This is a genomic window from Ruminococcus sp. Marseille-P328 (assembly GCF_964249465.1).
Lineage (GTDB): Bacteria > Bacillota > Clostridia > Lachnospirales > Lachnospiraceae > Blautia_A > Blautia_A faecis.
The window spans coordinates 36,335-53,075 of sequence record NZ_CAXUBQ010000012.1; the positions used below are offsets into that span (position 1 = coordinate 36,335).

Below are 16,741 nucleotides of genomic sequence, written 5' to 3' on the forward strand. Positions count from 1 at the left end.
AATACCTCAGCCTTCCTATTATATTTCAGAGCGTGTTTGAAAATCATTTCCACCATCTGTACTCCCTGCTTTATGGAATTTTTTTGCAGAAAGCCTTTTTCAAACACGTTCTAAACCCTCTGTAGATTTTCAAATACCAGTTATTTTTCCTCTACTTTCACCTTTTTCAGCAGAAAAATCATCACCAGCAGCACCACTGGGAAAATCAGTCCTACGCCCATACCCACGCGGATATTATCTCCTGCATTCTGTGTGACACGGCCCACGATTCCAGGGCCTATGCTGCCTCCAAGGTCTCCTGCCATGGCAAGAAGGGCAAACATGGCGGTTCCGCCGGCTGGAAATTTCTTAGAGGAAATACTGATGGTACCAGGCCACATGATTCCAACGGAAAATCCACAGACAATACAGCCGATCAGTCCTGCTGCCGGATTGGAGGACAGAGATGCAAGAAGATAGCAGAATACGCATAAAATTCCGGAGCCTGCCATAAATTTCATCAAGTCCATTTTATCTCCGTATTTTCCAAAGATCATACGGCTGATTCCCATCGTAATGGCAAACATGCAGGGACCGGCCAGGTCTCCGATGGTCTTTGACAGTCCAAGTGCCGCCTCTGCATAGGCAGATGCCCACTGGGACATGGACAGCTCTGATGCCCCTGAACACACCATCAGACACACGGCAATCCAGAACACAGGCTTACGAAACAGTTCCCTGATTTTCATACCTTCCCCTTCATCCACCAGATGTTCGATGGGACAGGTGGCAAAGTTGTAAACATTAACGGCCGGAACGATTGCCCACAAAACTGCCAGCCACTTCCAGCTGTCCATTCCAAAAACTGCGAAAAACAGGGTGGAAACTGCAATGGTTCCCACAGAGCCCCAGCAGTAGAAGGAATGAAGAAGACTCATGGTCGCTTCTTTATTTTTGAAAGGACATGCTTCCATAATAGGACTGCACAGCACTTCAATCAGTCCGCTTCCAACAGCATAAACAATAACACTGATGATAATTCCCATAAAAGGATCTGGCAAAAGCTCCGGAAGAAATGCCAGCCCCACCAGTCCTAAAGCGGAACTGATCTCAGAGGTTACAATGCACACGCGATATCCGATTTTGTCCACAAATCGGGCACAAAACAAGTCAACCAGCAGCTGGGTAAAGAAAAAGCAGGTGGAGATCAGTGCAATATTTCCAAGGGAAATATGATAATCTGTGTGAAATTTCAGAAACAGCAAAGGTGCAAAATTTGCTGCTATAGCCTGGGTGATAAAGCCCATATAACAGGCTCGTTTGGTTTTCTGGTAATTTGGCATGATTGGTTCTCCTTTTTTTCTTCTTTAAAGAAGATTTTTGTCTTATTGGATTATATTATATTTAAATGTGTTTTTCATTGGATTATTTCTGATTTTTATTGTATAATATCGTAAAAACATTAATTTTCTATTTTTTCGGGGCACTTCCCAGAGCGGTTCGAAAAAGGTTTTCTGCAAAATATACCGCAAAGTGGGACGAGCAGATTGCGGGAATGATTTTCAAACAGGCTCCAGGTCTCGATTTGAGGATAAACAAGATATGAAAGAAACCAACGTATATACCAAAATTATTACCGACGAAAATTTAATGGAGACCATTCCCCATGGAAGCCAGGACTATCCCTTTCGCTACTATTATGAGCATTTAGCCCAATTTGATTTTAACTGCATAGACTGGCACTGGCATACGGAGCTGGAATTTGTGTATATTCAATCCGGAACCGTAACTGCATGGATTGGGGAAAAACAGCTGGAGCTGCCAGCTGACAGCGGCATTTTTATTAATTCCAAATTCCTTCACCGTTTTTCCTCTCCTGTGGATGCTGTCATCCCAAACTTTCTCTGCATGCCCTCTTTCCTTGCAGCTACAGACAGCTATATCTACCAGAACTATGTAAAGCCTATCGTTACATCGAATATTCCTTTTTGGATTTTTTGCAGAGAGATTTCCTGGCAGGCCAGAGTTCTCGATCTTATGAAGCAGGTTTTTTCTGCGCAGACTTCCGGTTCTTCCTGCCATCTTCTGACCTCTGCCCTTATGCAGCAGCTCTGGCTGGAAATATACAAGCATACAGACCTTTCCACTACACCGGAAATCACTGGACAATTCTCTGTAAACCGCGCAAGGCTCCAGCTGATGATGCAGTTTATTCACGAAAATTACAGAAAAAATCTTTCCTTGGATGAGATTGCTGCACAGTCTATGATTAGTAAAAGCTCTGCCTTAAACCTTTTTCGGCGCTATCTTTACATCACGCCGGTCAATTATCTCATAAACTATCGGCTGAAACAGGCTGCCCTTCTGCTTTCCCATACAGAGAAAAAAGTCAGCACCATTTCAGCCGAAACCGGTTTTCACAATGTAGATTATTTTTGCAGAGCTTTCAAAAAGCACTACCAGGTGACACCTGGGGAATATCGAAAAGAAAAGTGGGATAAATAGCTGTTATTTGTTATTTTTACATTTCGCATTCAGTGCATTCACAACAGCGTCATAAAGCGGTTTCGCCTGCGGTGCAGCCCCAAGCAGCTCTGCCACTTCATAAACACCATATGCGGTTGCATACAGGCGGACTTTCTTTACCTTTTTATCAAGTACAAATGTCTTTCCAAATACCGGGAACGTGTGATCAAGGTAACAGAATCCTTATTCTCCCAGAGACACAGTCTGGCTCATGAGTGGTCACCTCCATCTGGTAATTTATTTAAACTCAGTTTAGCATGTTGCCATATGTAAAACAAGTTAGATCGTCACATAAAGATAATTGAACACCAGCTTTCTCTGATACTCATAATACTTCGCCTTTTTCTTGATCATTTCCATTACAGCACGGTCAACCTCGTCACCGCGAAGGTCGAAGGGATTGTAGGAATTGACATTATCCCGGATCCGCAGGATGCATTCACCGTTGTTGTCCATTACTTTTACGGATACATAATATTTCTTATCTGTTTCGCCGATACCAAATTTCATAATATTCAGAAGCAGCTCCTCCACGATCAGATGGATAAAGAAGGACTGTTTAAAATCAAGTTCCCATTCATCGCACAACCCTTCCAGATTCTGGGACATTTTTTCCATACTGCCTTCCTCGATGGGATAATATTCCTCAAAAACCCGGTTGGTAAAACTGTATTTTTCTTTTATGTAATCTTTTATTTTTCCAAATATCTGTATTGCAAAAACCAGCAGCAGGCAAACTCCCTCACTTATTACATACACAAGCGCAAGCCCTACGATTCCCTTTTTATCGATCAGAAAAAATCCAGCCGCCAGCATGAGAACAAAGTTGCGTAAAACAGATAACCCGGAAGCATATCTTGTCTTTCCTATTGTTTGCCAGAAGGACGTGGTTACCACATTCACTCCTGCCAGAGCCACGCTTAATGCATAAATACGAAATGCGGTCGCTGCTGTTTCCAGTGCCGGACCATCATTCAGACCGAAGAATATCAGTATGTTTTTTGCCCCGGCTGCAAAAAACAATGCCATAATCATTCCTGCTGCTGCAACAATCCGCAGTCCATCGTGATACACCGCCAGCATTCCTTTCCAGTCCTTCTCTCCGCCTAAAATGGAGATAACCGTAGAAGCAGCAGCTCCGGCACCGTCAAACATAGCCCCCGGAATGGTACTCATGGTATAAATAACACCAAATACAGCCACAGAAAAAGTGCCATTTTCTGAGTTTCCCTTTAACAGCATAGTATTAAACACCAGCATAACCACCGCCTGAAAAATAAATGCAGAGCCTACGCCAAATCCATTTTCCACATATTCTTTGATCTCATTTCCTGTAGGAATGTGAAAATGAAAGCTTAAAAGCGCCTGCTTGTTCAAAAAATGAGTAAGCAGAATCAGAGTTCCTACTGTTTCCGCAATACATAAAGACGCCGAAGCCCCAACAAGTCCCCAGTTCAGCACTTTCATAAATAACAGATCCAGGCTTAAATTGGTGACAATAACGCCAGCAGAAGAAATGGCAGCCAGCTTTGGTGCTCCGTCTGTCCGCACTGCTATGGAAAGAATATTATATACCACATAAATTGGGGCAAAAGCAAACACTACCGTCAGATACTGCAGGGCCTGTGGCAAAAGCTCCGGTGTGGCACCAAGCAGACTGCATAATGCGCTGCGAAATATGAGAGATACTGCTGCAAAAAGCACACCTGTTATCAGTCCTGCACTTAATACGGAGCCGAAAACCCGATTTGCACCTTTCAGATCTGCTTCACCGAGTTTTTTCCCAATTAAGACACCTGCACCGCCTCCTAAGGTGATCCCCATAAGTAAATAAAGCAGAAATACAGGTGTGGCAATGTTCGCCACAGCCAGTCCGGTACTGCCTATAAAATTTCCTACCAGAGTAGCATCCACAAGGGTGGATACGGTAACCCCAAGAGAAGAGCATACTCCCCAGAATAAAAAGGTTCTGTATGCACTTTTTGCATAGTTTGTTTCCATATAATTTTCCTCCTGCCCCATCACTTCCCAATAATAAAATTATATCGTTCATTTCTGTTTAAAACAATACTATTTTTATATGAAAGTCAGCTGTTCCGCGCCTATGGCACTCCCACAGCTGCCGACCGCATTCGTAATCCGGGCTATCGCCCTACTTACTCATACGGTCTAGCCCGTCCGATACCCAAGAATTCGCTGATGCAAGCATGGCTCATTCTTGGTTGCCGTCCAGGACTTTCATAGCGAGTAAAAAAACGAGCCATCCTCCACAAACGCAGATTCCTGCATTCATGGTTCGGACGGCCCATGTAATTTTACCGAATAAAGTAAGTCCCCTGCTGGGGTTGCGAATATCCGCTTGACTTTTTAGATTTCAGCTAATTTCAGCAGATCCGGAATCTTGGACTCCCAGCCAAGTGCCATGATATGAACACCCTGGCAGTATGGCTTGCACTCTTTGATAATACGTGCAGCGATCTCAACACCGGTAATTCCAGCTTTTGTCTTTTCTTTGTCTGCCTTCAGCTCCTCGATCATCTCATCCGGAACATGAATGCCGGCAACATTGTTATTCATGAATTTCGCCATTCCAGCGGACTTCGGAATAATAATTCCAACCTGTACAGGTTTTCCGAACTGTTTTGCTCTTTCCATAAATTTGATAAATTTCTCCGGCTCAAATACAGCCTGTGTCTGGAAATAGTCAGCACCAGCTGCAACCTTTCTCTCCATCTTTGCAAGCTGTGCATCGACAGAATCACTGCATGGAGAAACAACAGCACCCTTGGAGAATTTCGGAGGCTCTCCAACAAGCTGGTTTCCACCAAGATCTACGCCAGACTCCAGAAGCTTCACTGTGTGAAGAAGAGATACGGAATCAAGGTCGAATACCGGTTTTGCCTGAGGATGATCGCCCATTTTAGTATGATCACCGGTAAGACAGAGAATATTGTCAATACCAAACATAGCAGCGCTGAGAAGGTCAGACTCCAGAGCGATACGGTTTCTGTCACGGCATGCAAGCTGGAAGATCGGATTCATGCCTGCATCTTTGAGAACCTTACACATTGCAAGAGATCCAAGACGCATAACAGAAGACTGGTTATCTGTTACGTTAACTGCATGAACACCTGTAAGGTATGTTTTGGCTTCTTCTACCAGCTCATCTACATGGATTCCTTTCGGCGGTCCTACTTCTGCTGAAACTGCAAATTCACCACGATCGAATAATTCTTTCATTTTCATATTATATTTGCTCCAATCATTAAAAATTTAGGATTAACCTTTTATTTCACTTCATCATCTGTAGCAAAATTGTGGATCTGTGTCGGGCATTTCAGCACATCAAGGCGTCCAATCTCTTTCAGGCGTCTGTAAATACGCTCCCATCCACACTCCATTTCGCTGTCCACTTCGCATTTTCCATTCTTGGAACCGCCGCACTGGCCATTCACAAGGCTCTTGGAACATGCTGTGATCGGGCAGATTCCACCTGTCAGATTCAGATAACACTCACCGCACTGATCGCATTTATATTCTAATGGTGTCACTCCCTGGAAACCAGGTACCGGATATGTATCACAGGCAGCACAGACCATCTTATCTTCCAGATATTCAGAAATTGTCTGCACACCAACACCACAGGAAAATACAAGAACCATATCTGCTTCCTGAATTTTGCTCATATGTTTCTGAAGACGCAGCTCCATATTTTCCGGATTACAAATATAATCAGTAGTCATAATTCCTGTCACATTTCCTTCAGCGGAAAGCTCCTTCTGAAATTCAACAGCTTCTTTTTCCGGAAAATGAACCTCTTTACATCCATGACAGTTAATAATGAAAACTTTCTTTCCGGCTGTCAGTGATGTGATTGCTTCTTTTGCTTTTAACTGGGTAATCAACATATCACTTCATCCCCCTTACTGCATTTTTTCCGGCTTTAATACTGTCGATGATAGGAATCTTGGAAGAACAGATATACTGACAGCATCTGCACTCAACACAATCCATAACGTTCATGTCTTTCATGCCCTGCCAGTTCTCGTCTTTGGCATATTTTACAAAATACAGCGGAGACAGTTCCATCGGACAGACATCTACACAGCGTCCGCATTTGATACATGGCTGCTCTTTTGTCTCATCTGTATCAATTGCAATGATACCGTTGGAGCCTTTCATCATAGGTACATCCAGTGTATTCAGAGGGAATCCCATCATAGGTCCACCCATCTTAACCAGAACATCCTCATCTGTAAATCCACCGCAGTAGTCGATCAGCTCTCTTACACTTGTACCAATTTTGATGATAAAGTTTCCAGGATTCTTGATCTTCTCGCCTGTAACAGTGGCAACACGCTCAATCAGAGGCATTCCTGTCTGGATTGCGTCTGAAATTGCCTTTACTGTACTGATATTATCTACTACAACACCAACATCTGCCGGAAGACCGCCGCTTGGAACAATTCTGCCCATAACACGCTTGATCAGAGTTTTCTCAGCGCCCTGTGGGTATTTGGTTCTGGCAACAAATACTTCCATATCTCCGATATTGGCAACTTTTTCCTGCATTAATTCAATGGCATCCTGCTTGTTATCCTCAATAACAATGATACCCTTCTGGGCACCGGTTGTCTTAAGAACTGCTCGCAGACCAAAAATAATATCATCTGCATACTCAAGAAGTACTCTGTGATCGGCTGTCAAAAGCGGTTCACATTCGCATCCATTGAGAAGGATGGTATCAACTGGTTTCGCCGGTTTCAGCTTGACACAGGTCGGGAAACCTGCACCACCCATACCAACGATTCCTGCTTCACGAATGATATCAATGATTTCATCCGGAGTAAGCTTGTCAAGGTCTCCATGTGGCTGTACGGATTCGTGCAGAGTATTTTTTCCATCCGATTCAATAACAACAGCCATCACTTCACTACCTCTTGTGCCGTGCATACGAGGTTCAACAGCAACTACTGTTCCGCTTACGCTGGAATGTACAGGAGCGCTGATGAATCCGGCAGCTTCGCCGATCTTCTGACCGACTTTTACTGTATCACCAACCTGAACGATGGGATTCGCCGGAGCACCCAGATGCTGAGACATGGAAATTACAACCGTCTTCGGATCCGGGAACTTCTTAAGAGCAATGTGCTCACTGAATTCCTTGCGCTCTGACGGATGAACACCACCATAATAACCATCCAGTCTGTTTTCTCTGATTGATTTCACATAATCATTGATCACCTTGAAATTAACCTTGGAGAAATCACGAACCTGTACGGGCTGATTAAGGAATTCTTCCAGACGTCCCTGTTTCGCCAGTCTCTGGTAAATTTTCTCCCATGCACAGTCCTTATTGGGATCTACTTCGCACTTTCCATTCTTTGCTCCTCCACACTGACCATTCACAAGACTCTTGGAACAGTCAACGATGGGACAGACACCACCGGTAATATTCAGATAACACTGTGCACATGCATCACAGCTCTTCTTGGTAAGTGCCATGCCATGATGACCTCTGTAGTTAAGGGTATTGCTTGCAGCAACAACCGGCTTACCTGCCAGATCCGCAACAGTCTGAATACCAAGACCACAGGAAATTACTACCACATTCTCTGTTCCTTCCGGAAGCAGATCCTGCAATTTTCTTTCTGTGTGCATTTTATTGCATAAGAAATCAACTTTCGCACTACCTGTGACAGTCTTTCCCTGCTCCTTTGCAAACTTCAGGAATTCATCGCAATCCGGTTCCTCAACCGTCTCAAATTCCTTAAAGCACTTATTACAGGCAATCACAAACAGGTTGTCCTTGCCGTTCAGCACTGATGCAAGCTCATCACTGCTTTTCAGCTTGTACTTAGTATAATTTTCCAATTGCTCACCTTCCTTATAATAGAAATTATATTCTTATACTATCTGTTCTTATCCGTTCCCTCCACAAAAAAACTTATAAAAGCAGATAAATAAGTTACTGTTTTTTTCCTATATAATATAACATAAACTGACTATTTTATCCAGACTTTGTAACTATTCTTAACCATACTGTTTTTATTTTTTACAAAATCATTCCTGGATGTGTTATAATTGGGATATCTGTTGAATAACCGTTAATAAAGATACTTATGAGGTGTAATATTTATGAGATACAAAGATGAATTCCATATCGCATCCACAGCGGTTCTGCTTAGTATGGCTATGTTTGGAATTTCCGTAGTGGTTCCCAAGGAGAGCCGTGTTCCCACAGCCAAGACCACTTTGACAGAAGCACCGGAAACTGCAGCTGAACAGGCTGAACAGGCTGAATTTCCGATTTACAGCCAGGACAGCAACTATGACAGTTCTTACGATAGCAGCCAGAACGATACTTCTTATGACAGCAGCCAGGTAGACGGCAGCTATGATAATTCAGATACGGATTCCTCTGACAGTGGTCAGATTACTTATCCTACAGAAGATTCCGAAGACAGTTCAGGAAGCGACACTACCGATAATACCGATATTCCTGATTATACAGAGGATCCTTCAGAGGACTACGGAACAGAAGACAGCGGAGACCTTGATTATACAGAGGATGGCTCTGGTACCGGTTCCGATAATAGAGACAGCTCATCCGATACTTCCGGTCAGGATATTGAATACTATGAATAACAAAATCCCCGAAAATTTCGGGGATTTTGTTTTACCTGATCTTATTCAAAAATCCAAATGGTTCCTTATCTTCCAGAAAATGCATCAGCATATATGCCGTCATGATCGCTACATTCTCTTCCTTCAGAATCCGCTTCACTTCCTCGCGGTCCGCCAGAATCACTTCAATCTCTTCCGTATCTTCCTGTGCCTTGGAACTGATTTCGCCGCTGGCATATCCATATACAGTCGCACAAGACTCGTCTGTCATTCCTACAGTAGTGAAATAGGGCTTCTGGTAAGCTTCTGCTACCGGAATGGGATCAAGCTTCAGTCCGGTTTCCTCGTACATTTCACGAATTGCGCCTTCATGGTAATTCTCATCTGGCTCTACCAGACCAGCTGGAAATTCATAAATATAATCACCTAATGTATAACGATACTGGCGAATCAACACCACTTTGTCATGTTTTTCGCCATAAATGCTATAAATGATCACACCGTCCGGATTGTTCTTATGTGTCACCATTTTCAGGCTGTCTACATCTTTTGCACGGGAAGACACAAAATAGTTTACCGGGGTATTGTGCACACTGGTGGCTTTTACATTATAAAGGTTTACATAACGATTATCTGTCTGTTTGGTAATGCTGTTGATTTTTCCCATAGGAACCTCTTTTCGTCAGTTCTTGCTGTTCTGGTCAGAGGTCTCGCTAGAGCATGTTTGAAAAAGGCTTTCTGCAAGATGTGCGTCACAATTTGTGGGAGATTTTGTCCGGATAAGGGCGCCGTAGCGGGCTACGGCAACCGAATTCGTGCAAAATATACCGCAAAGTGGGGCGTGCAGATTGCGGGAATGATTTTTCAAACAGGCTCTAGATCTCACCAAGGAACAGAGAATCAGTCACCGCGAAGAATCACACGGATTCTTTTATAAATAAAGAACACGATCACTGAGGTTAATGTGTATTTGAATAAATTGAATGGTACAAGAATCATAATTGCAAAAGTAAGAAGGTTGGTTACACCGCTGTGTACTGCTGCACCCATTTCAATAAATGCCTGTACCGGCATTCCAAATGCCTTGCCGTATGCCGGAAGAAGTACAAATGCGTTTACAAAGCATGCAAGCACTGTGGTAAGAATTACACCTGCTGCCATACCTGCCACTGCGTGTGTTCTTGTCTTCTTATGCTGATAACGATAAATCAGTCCGGCTGGAACTACATAAGAACAGCCAAAGAGGAAGTTTGCCACATCACCAACGCCTGCTGTCATAGTTCCCTTGGTTACCAGATGTACCAGAATCTTCACCAGTTCGATCAGTATACCTGCTACAGGTCCCATTGCAAAAGAACCGATCAGTGCTGGAATCTCAGAGAAATCCAACTGATAAAAGGACGGTGCCAGAAATGGCAGCGGTACCTCAAAATTCATCAACACACCTGCCACAGCACCTAACATTGCTACCTGGGCAATGGTTCTGGTACGGCTTCGCTCCATTACGTTTCCATTTTTGATTACTTGTTCGCTCATACTCATTGCTCCTTAAATTATAATATTTAAAGAAAATTTCTGCAAGTATGGGATTAAAATGTTACCAGTAAACAGTAACGTTAAAATCACCACATAAAAAGCCCCGGAATCTCTTCCGGGGCAATGAGCACGTACAAAAAAATCAACCGATCTAAATATTCTGCGCGTTCTTCTCTCATCCAGACTTTACTGTCGGTTTTGGAATTTCACCAAATCAGCCGCCAAAGCGGGTCGCGGACTATACCGCCGGTAGGGAATTTCGATTTCCAAGGATTTCGATCACCCTGCCCCGAAGAAATTTTCTTTTCATGGTGGATTATACAATAGAAATAAGATAATTTCAATAGGAAATCTATTTGTACATCTATTTCATATTTTCTATTATATGATACCAGTGTCAAAAGGTCAAAAAGCCGTTCGTGCTTGCACGATAAGGCGTTTGAACTTGGGACACGCCAAATATGAGAAAGTAGCGATTTACGCAGTAAATCAGCGGATTTCGAATATTTGGAGGATTGCGGGAGCAGCGTAGCTGCGGAGCAATCCGGGGTATCAAATGAGTGGCAAAAGACCTTTTGACACTCATATCATTATATATCTATTATCATTTGTCTTTATTTGTCTCCACCACATGTACATCCATCTGCGGATACGGAATGGAAATTCCGTTGGCATCAAAAGATTCTTTGATTTTCTCATTGAGGCGCCATTTGATCTTCCAGTATTTATCGGTAGGCACCCAGACGCGAAGGCCCATGACTACGGCGCTGTCAGCAAGTTCGTCTACAAAGACCAGCATGTCTTTGTCCGATTTGGTTCCGGGATCTTCCTGTAAAATGTGCTGCAAAAGCTTTTTTGCTTTCTTAATATCGGAATCATAGGAAATTCCCACTTTGATTTCCAGGTTACGCAAATTCTGCGCAGTTACATTGATAATGGTGCTGTTGGATAATTTTCCATTTGGAATGATTACGTGCTTATTGTCAATGGTGATCAGGGTCGTATAGAACATCTCAACCTTATATACGGTTCCCTCCGTTCCATCAGCCTGATCCTGTATAATATAATCTCCTACCTGAAAAGGCTTAAACAAAAGCAGCATAACGCCGCCAGACAGATTCTCCAGACCGCCCTGCAAAGCAAGACCGATGGTAACGCCGGCAGTTCCCAGAAGAGCTGCTACGGAAGATTCCTTCACACCGAAATTAGTAGCTATATTAAAAATCAGAATCAGATACAGCAAAAATTTCCCAAAAGAACAGATGAACTGGGCAACCCCCATGTCTATGCCGGCCTTTTCCATGGAACGCTTCGCAACCTTCAGCAGCCACTTGATCAGCTTTGTTCCCACATAAAACGCTACAATAGAAAGAACCACTTTCATTCCGAAGCTGATCAAATCCGGAATATGACCGTTAAAGTAAGCCTTGATCTGATCCCAGTTGGAGTTTACTTTATCCACTGTTTCCTGGACAGTCTCCTGAACTGCATTCTCTATAACCTGTCCTTCCAAATTCCCATCTCCTTTTTTCAGTCCTTTCCCACAAACAACTTTGTCCCTTGTTATCCAAAAACAATTTCGTCCACTCCGCTCAAAATCGCAAAAGCGGCAGGAACTAATACCCATTTAAAACAGGGCAATCTGGCCTGTTTTCCACCGGAAATTCATTTTGGAAGCAAATTATCCACCGTCTACTGCAAGACTCTCCACAGTATCAACTGCGCTGCCAGAATTAACGGCACACCCAGACGGAATTTCCACTTTCTGGTTTTATGATGAAAAAACTGCATTCCAAGAAGAGCCCCAGCGGAACCGCCAATGACAGCCACCGCAAGAAGCTGAGCCTCCGGGATGCGCCACTGTTTCCGGATGGCTTTCTGTTTATCGATGCCATACATCCCGAATGCTGCAATATTAACGAAAACCAGATATACAACAAGAATATTTTCTAACATTTTAATCCAACTCTCTAATTTCCCTGCCAAACACGCTATAAAGCGTGTTTGAAAAAAGCTTTCTACAAGGCAATGGCAAGAGAAGAGAAATAATGTTTTCCCTCTTCTCTTTATTTATTTAATCCCTTCATAGAAAGGCTGATCCGGTTCTTCTTCTCATCCACACCGAGAACACGAACCTCCACAACATCTCCGACGCTTACAGCTTCCAACGGATGTTTGATAAATTTTTCACTCATCTGGGAAATATGAACAAGTCCATCCTGATGAACTCCGATATCAACGAAAGCTCCGAAATCGATTACGTTGCGGACAGTTCCTTTCAGGATCATACCCTCTTTCAGATCCTTGATATCCAGTACGTCTGTGCGGAGAATCGGCTTCGGCATCTCATCACGCGGATCTCGTGCCGGTTTCTCCAGCTCTTTTACAATATCCCTAAGAGTAATCTCTCCAATTTCCAGTTCATCTGCAGTCTTCTTGTAATCCCTGATCTGTCTGGAAAGTCCGGCAAGCTTGCCTCCTGCAATATCTTCAGCGGAATATCCCAGTTTCTCAAGAAGCCTGGAAGCCGCCTCATAGCTCTCCGGGTGAACGCTTGTCGCATCGAGAGGATTGGAGCCGCCTGTAATACGCATGAAACCAGCACACTGCTCGAATGCTTTCGGACCAAGCTTCGCAACCTTCAGAAGATCTTTTCGGCTTGTGAAACGGCCATTCTCCTCACGGTAAACTACAATGTTCTTCGCAATAGCCTTGGAAACACCGGAAATATACTCAAGAAGGGAAGCCGAAGCAGTATTTAAATCCACACCTACTTTATTTACAGAATCCTCAACCACACCTGTCAGAGCCTCGCCAAGCTTCTTCTGGTTCATATCATGCTGATACTGCCCTACACCAATGGATTTCGGATCGATCTTAACCAGCTCAGCCAACGGATCCTGCACACGTCTTGCAATGGATGTGGCACTTCTCTGTCCTACATCAAAATTGGGAAATTCATCTGTAGCAAGCTTGCTTGCAGAGTAAACAGAAGCACCCGCCTCATTTGTAATTACATACTGAACCTTCGCTTCCGGAATCTCCTTCAGCATATCAACAATCACCTGCTCAGACTCTCTGGAAGCAGTACCATTTCCAACAGAAATCAGGGAAATGCCATACTTCTTGATCATAGCTTCTACTGTATCCTTCGCAGCGCGAATCTTCTTCTCGTTAGTAGGAGCAGTTGGATAAACAACTGTGGTATCCAGAACTTTTCCAGTAGGATCTACAACAGCCAGCTTACAGCCTGTACGGAAGGCCGGATCCCATCCAAGGACAGTCTGTCCGGCGATTGGAGGCTGCATGAGAAGCTGCTCCAGGTTCTTGCCAAAGACTTTGATAGCACCGTCTTCTGCCTTCTCTGTCAGGTCACTTCTGATCTCACGCTCGATTGCCGGCGCAATAAGACGCTTGTAGCTGTCCTCTGTTACCTCTTTCAGGATTGGTGTGGTAAACGGGTTTTCACGGGTGATCACCTGCTTCTCCAGGTAGCGGAGAATATCTTCCTCCGGTGCTGCTATCTTAATAGTAAGGAATTTCTCTTTCTCACCGCGGTTCAACGCCAGCACACGATGTCCAGCCAGCTTCTTCACCGGCTCTTCAAATTCGTAATACATTTCGTAAACAGACTGTGTCTCCGGATCCTTTGCCACAGAACTGATGGTTCCTTTCTTTGCAGTAAGGTCACGGATGTGGATTCGGTAATCTGCCTCGTCGGAAATATGCTCTGCAATAATATCCTTCGCACCAGCAATGGCGTCTGCCACAGAAGCAACCTCTTTTTCCTCTGACACAAAGGCTTCTGCCTCTTCCTCAATAGACTTGTTTGTCATCTGGAGCATAATGATATTTGCCAGGGGCTCCAGGCCTTTTTCCTTGGCAATGGTTGCCCTGGTACGTCTCTTCGGACGGTACGGGCGGTAAAGGTCCTCTACGACTACCAGCGTCTGTGCTGCCAGGATCTGTGCCTTCAGTTCTTCTGTCAGCTTGCCCTGGTCCTCAATGCTGGAAAGGACCTGATTCTTCTTGTCTTCCAGATTTCGGAGATAAGTCAGTCTCTCGTTCAGGTTACGAAGCTGCTCGTCATTTAAGGTTCCGGTAGCTTCTTTTCTATATCGTGAAATAAAAGGGATAGTGTTTCCCTCGTCGATCAATTTAACAGCAGCTTCTACCTGCCATTTCTGCACCCCCAGTTCCTGGGTGATTGCCTGTAAAATATCCATTTTTTCAATCTCCTCTTGTTGCTTGTATTTCTAAATAGTCCTATCTTCCGGCAGTCTGTAGTCCAGTTCTCCATCCAGATCCCGGTAAAATGCCACCATGGACATTTCCATATAAGGCATGATCCAGAAAAGTGCAATATAGAACGTGAACACAGATAATAACAAAAGCGGGATAAAGCTAAGATTCAGCTTCACATATCTCCAGATATTTCCCTTCATCAGCCTTGCGCTCTCTTTCAGTGCCTGGATTCCTCCAAGCTCTGTGTCATCCGCCATAAGAAAATAGGTCATGGCAAATGGAAGGGAAATAAGAAAATTCAAAAGCGTACTTACAGCCAGCAGTCCCAGAGTCATGGAAAGCCTCTGGATCTGGGAATCCACAGTCAGTCCCGGATCTGTGGTAAAGCTCACATAATAGTAAGGGATTGCTGTGATCAGCTGGATCATCGCAAGCACAAAGCCTGCAACGATCACCCTGTCTGGCTGGTTTTTGAAAAAGTAGCCAAGATCTCCCAGAGAAAACTCCTTTTCCCGGGAAATATTCAAAAGCATATACCCCAGACCAGCAGAAATGATTCCCACGATCAGTGACACCACCAGCATAAATATTTCGCTGAGAACCAGATCCAGCGCGGATGTGCCAGAAAACAAATTGGTAGAAAGGATTGTTCCTAAGGTATTCAGACCATACACTGCCAGAAGCCCAAGGATCACAGTTCCAACATGTCCCTGCAATGACTTTTTGGCCTGCAGTTTGATTTCCTTCGTACTTCTTTTTTTCATAATCATCATTCTCCTTTGCAGTGAAACAGCAGGCCGGGATTCTGATACATCCCGGCCAGATATATTGCAGCACCATTTCGCTGTTTTCACTTTTGCTCCATTAAACCATGCCAGCTGTTCCTAATATAGCATTTTCCCATCTGACATCTGTAATTTTTTTATAACTACGCCGTCCTCTTACTTCCCCAGAAAAACACCGCTACCGTACCAGGACCTGTATGACTCCCGATGGTGGTTCCGATGTTGTTGATCTCAACCTTCCCATTTAATTTCGGGAAACGCTCTTCCACCAGCCTTGCCACTTCCCTGGCATCCTCTATACATGCGGACTGGGAAATATAACATTTCCCACTATAGTCAAGTCCGCCCTCGGCGTACTCTTCCATTTTGTCTACAATAGCCCGGATCACCTTTTTCTTGGTACGGATCTTAAATCTTGGGATCAGTTTTCCCTGATCATCCATATTCAGAAGCGGACAAATATTCAGCATAGTGCCGAAAAAGCCGCTGGCCTTGGAAATACGGCCTCCTCTGATATAGAACGTAAGGTCTGTGGAAAAGAACCAGTGATGCAGGTTCAGCTTGTGTTCTTCTGCCCAGGCATGAACTTCCCCGATGGATTTACCCTCATCCCGGAGGTCAGCAAGTTTATCCATAAAAAGACCATATCCTGAAGACGCGCCCAGAGAATCCACAACCAGAATCTTACGATCCGGGTATTTTTCCTCCAGCTCCGCTTTTGCAACGTTGGCTGAATTTATAACACCGGAAATCCCGGAAGAAAGGCAGACGTGAAGCACATCCTTGCCCTGTTTCAGAAATCCTTCAAAATACTCTTCAAACTCATCTGCGTTTACCTGGGAAGTCTTGGTAGATGCCCCATCCTGCATGGCTTTATAAAACACATCAAAAGGCATGGACTGTCCCAGATCATCTGCATATTCTTTTCCATTTAATTCATAATGAAAGCAGATATAGGAAATATTTCTTTTCTCAAAATGTTCTTTCGTAAGGTCCGCTGTGGAACAACAGCTGATCACATAGTTGCTCATATTTCCCTCCTG

The 16,741-nt window shown here is 44.0% G+C and carries 17 protein-coding genes and 1 riboswitch; of the genes, 4 read left to right on the forward strand and 13 right to left on the reverse strand.

Annotated features, from left to right (window positions below):
• Nucleotides 1-140: 140 nt before the first annotated feature.
• Nucleotides 141-1,322, reverse strand: coding sequence for a sugar MFS transporter (locus ACESTK_RS09960; RefSeq protein WP_118580427.1), 1,182 nt, complete (start codon nt 1,320-1,322; stop codon nt 141-143).
• A 98-nt stretch (nt 1,323-1,420) separates the two neighbouring features.
• On the opposite strand from ACESTK_RS09960, the gene ACESTK_RS09965 reads away from it, so the two are divergent.
• Both ACESTK_RS09965 and ACESTK_RS09970 read left to right on the forward strand, forming a co-directional pair.
• The gene (locus tag ACESTK_RS09965; protein WP_368072602.1) at nt 1,421-1,585 is read left to right on the forward strand and encodes a DUF6783 domain-containing protein; all 165 of its coding nucleotides are present in this window, start codon (nt 1,421-1,423) and stop codon (nt 1,583-1,585) included.
• Nucleotides 1,582-2,484 carry an AraC family transcriptional regulator gene (locus ACESTK_RS09970; RefSeq protein ID WP_270413378.1) on the forward strand — a complete coding sequence of 301 codons (903 nt, stop codon included), beginning with the start codon at nt 1,582-1,584 and terminating at the stop codon, nt 2,482-2,484. The genes ACESTK_RS09965 and ACESTK_RS09970 overlap by 4 nt, the downstream gene beginning before the upstream one ends.
• Before the next feature lie 300 nt (nt 2,485-2,784).
• Here ACESTK_RS09970 and ACESTK_RS09975 read toward each other — a convergent pair whose 3' ends face one another.
• From ACESTK_RS09975 to rsxC, 4 genes are all read right to left on the reverse strand, one after another.
• Entirely contained in the window at nt 2,785-4,506 is a 1,722-nt protein-coding gene (locus ACESTK_RS09975; RefSeq protein WP_373119662.1) for an MATE family efflux transporter, read from the reverse strand.
• Between the two features lie 366 nt (nt 4,507-4,872).
• Nucleotides 4,873-5,751, reverse strand: coding sequence for a methylenetetrahydrofolate reductase (locus ACESTK_RS09980; RefSeq protein WP_368366002.1), 879 nt, complete (start codon nt 5,749-5,751; stop codon nt 4,873-4,875).
• 41 nt (nt 5,752-5,792) lie between these two features.
• Complete coding sequence (locus tag ACESTK_RS09985) at nt 5,793-6,413, reverse strand: methylenetetrahydrofolate reductase C-terminal domain-containing protein (protein WP_195699561.1); 621 nt, start codon at nt 6,411-6,413, stop codon at nt 5,793-5,795.
• A gap of 1 nt (nt 6,414) precedes the next feature.
• The gene (gene rsxC / locus ACESTK_RS09990) at nt 6,415-8,379 is read right to left on the reverse strand and encodes an electron transport complex subunit RsxC (RefSeq protein WP_195992719.1); all 1,965 of its coding nucleotides are present in this window, start codon (nt 8,377-8,379) and stop codon (nt 6,415-6,417) included.
• A 264-nt stretch (nt 8,380-8,643) separates the two neighbouring features.
• Between rsxC and ACESTK_RS09995 the strand changes: the two genes are divergently transcribed.
• Nucleotides 8,644-9,153 (forward strand): hypothetical protein, encoded by a 510-nt coding sequence (locus tag ACESTK_RS09995; protein WP_148461039.1) that lies wholly within the window; start codon nt 8,644-8,646, stop codon nt 9,151-9,153.
• Between the two features lie 31 nt (nt 9,154-9,184).
• Here the strand turns inward: ACESTK_RS09995 and ACESTK_RS10000 are convergent, their stop codons facing one another.
• Both ACESTK_RS10000 and ACESTK_RS10005 read right to left on the reverse strand, forming a co-directional pair.
• Entirely contained in the window at nt 9,185-9,799 is a 615-nt protein-coding gene (locus ACESTK_RS10000; RefSeq protein ID WP_118580392.1) for an NUDIX hydrolase, read from the reverse strand.
• Nucleotides 9,800-9,814: 15 nt separating this feature from the next.
• The gene (locus ACESTK_RS10005; RefSeq protein WP_347708501.1) at nt 9,815-9,958 is read right to left on the reverse strand and encodes a DUF6783 domain-containing protein; all 144 of its coding nucleotides are present in this window, start codon (nt 9,956-9,958) and stop codon (nt 9,815-9,817) included.
• Between ACESTK_RS10005 and ACESTK_RS10010 the strand changes: the two genes are divergently transcribed.
• Nucleotides 9,890-10,069, forward strand: a complete 180-nt coding sequence (locus ACESTK_RS10010) for a DUF6783 domain-containing protein (RefSeq protein WP_319017188.1) — start codon at nt 9,890-9,892, stop codon at nt 10,067-10,069. The two genes, ACESTK_RS10005 and ACESTK_RS10010, sit on opposite strands and share 69 nt — an antisense overlap.
• Here ACESTK_RS10010 and ACESTK_RS10015 read toward each other — a convergent pair.
• The 6 genes from ACESTK_RS10015 to ACESTK_RS10040 all read right to left on the reverse strand — a co-directional run bounded on the left by ACESTK_RS10015 (nt 10,033) and on the right by ACESTK_RS10040 (nt 16,729).
• A complete protein-coding gene (locus ACESTK_RS10015) occupies nt 10,033-10,668 on the reverse strand; it encodes an ECF transporter S component (RefSeq protein WP_118580386.1) in 636 nt (211 codons plus the stop codon). The genes ACESTK_RS10010 and ACESTK_RS10015 overlap by 37 nt on opposite strands.
• 163 nt (nt 10,669-10,831) lie before the next feature.
• Nucleotides 10,832-10,969, reverse strand: a riboswitch (FMN riboswitch).
• Nucleotides 10,970-11,272: 303 nt separating this feature from the next.
• The gene (locus ACESTK_RS10020) at nt 11,273-12,181 is read right to left on the reverse strand and encodes a mechanosensitive ion channel family protein (protein ID WP_233456050.1); all 909 of its coding nucleotides are present in this window, start codon (nt 12,179-12,181) and stop codon (nt 11,273-11,275) included.
• A 179-nt stretch (nt 12,182-12,360) separates the two neighbouring features.
• On the reverse strand, nt 12,361-12,624 hold the full coding sequence (locus ACESTK_RS10025) for a DUF1294 domain-containing protein (protein ID WP_373119664.1): 264 nt from the start codon (nt 12,622-12,624) through the stop codon (nt 12,361-12,363).
• Nucleotides 12,625-12,734: 110 nt separating this feature from the next.
• Nucleotides 12,735-14,894 (reverse strand): Tex family protein, encoded by a 2,160-nt coding sequence (locus ACESTK_RS10030; protein WP_118580379.1) that lies wholly within the window; start codon nt 14,892-14,894, stop codon nt 12,735-12,737.
• 30 nt (nt 14,895-14,924) lie between these two features.
• The gene (locus ACESTK_RS10035; RefSeq protein ID WP_373119666.1) at nt 14,925-15,677 is read right to left on the reverse strand and encodes a DUF975 family protein; all 753 of its coding nucleotides are present in this window, start codon (nt 15,675-15,677) and stop codon (nt 14,925-14,927) included.
• Nucleotides 15,678-15,841: 164 nt separating this feature from the next.
• On the reverse strand, nt 15,842-16,729 hold the full coding sequence (locus tag ACESTK_RS10040; RefSeq protein WP_118580373.1) for a DegV family protein: 888 nt from the start codon (nt 16,727-16,729) through the stop codon (nt 15,842-15,844).
• Nucleotides 16,730-16,741 lie beyond the last annotated feature (12 nt).

Coding starts and splice junctions, on each gene's coding strand:
- ACESTK_RS09960 (WP_118580427.1), bottom strand. CDS start 1,322: ATGCCAAATTACCAGAAAACCAAACGAGCCTGTTATATGGGCTTTATC.
- ACESTK_RS09970 (WP_270413378.1), top strand. CDS start 1,582: ATGAAAGAAACCAACGTATATACCAAAATTATTACCGACGAAAATTTA.
- ACESTK_RS09975 (WP_373119662.1), bottom strand. CDS start 4,506: ATGGAAACAAACTATGCAAAAAGTGCATACAGAACCTTTTTATTCTGG.
- ACESTK_RS09980 (WP_368366002.1), bottom strand. CDS start 5,751: ATGAAAATGAAAGAATTATTCGATCGTGGTGAATTTGCAGTTTCAGCA.
- ACESTK_RS09985 (WP_195699561.1), bottom strand. CDS start 6,413: ATGTTGATTACCCAGTTAAAAGCAAAAGAAGCAATCACATCACTGACA.
- ACESTK_RS09995 (WP_148461039.1), top strand. CDS start 8,644: ATGAGATACAAAGATGAATTCCATATCGCATCCACAGCGGTTCTGCTT.
- ACESTK_RS10000 (WP_118580392.1), bottom strand. CDS start 9,799: ATGGGAAAAATCAACAGCATTACCAAACAGACAGATAATCGTTATGTA.
- ACESTK_RS10015 (WP_118580386.1), bottom strand. CDS start 10,668: ATGAGCGAACAAGTAATCAAAAATGGAAACGTAATGGAGCGAAGCCGT.
- ACESTK_RS10025 (WP_373119664.1), bottom strand. CDS start 12,624: ATGTTAGAAAATATTCTTGTTGTATATCTGGTTTTCGTTAATATTGCA.
- ACESTK_RS10030 (WP_118580379.1), bottom strand. CDS start 14,894: ATGGATATTTTACAGGCAATCACCCAGGAACTGGGGGTGCAGAAATGG.
- ACESTK_RS10035 (WP_373119666.1), bottom strand. CDS start 15,677: ATGAAAAAAAGAAGTACGAAGGAAATCAAACTGCAGGCCAAAAAGTCA.
- ACESTK_RS10040 (WP_118580373.1), bottom strand. CDS start 16,729: ATGAGCAACTATGTGATCAGCTGTTGTTCCACAGCGGACCTTACGAAA.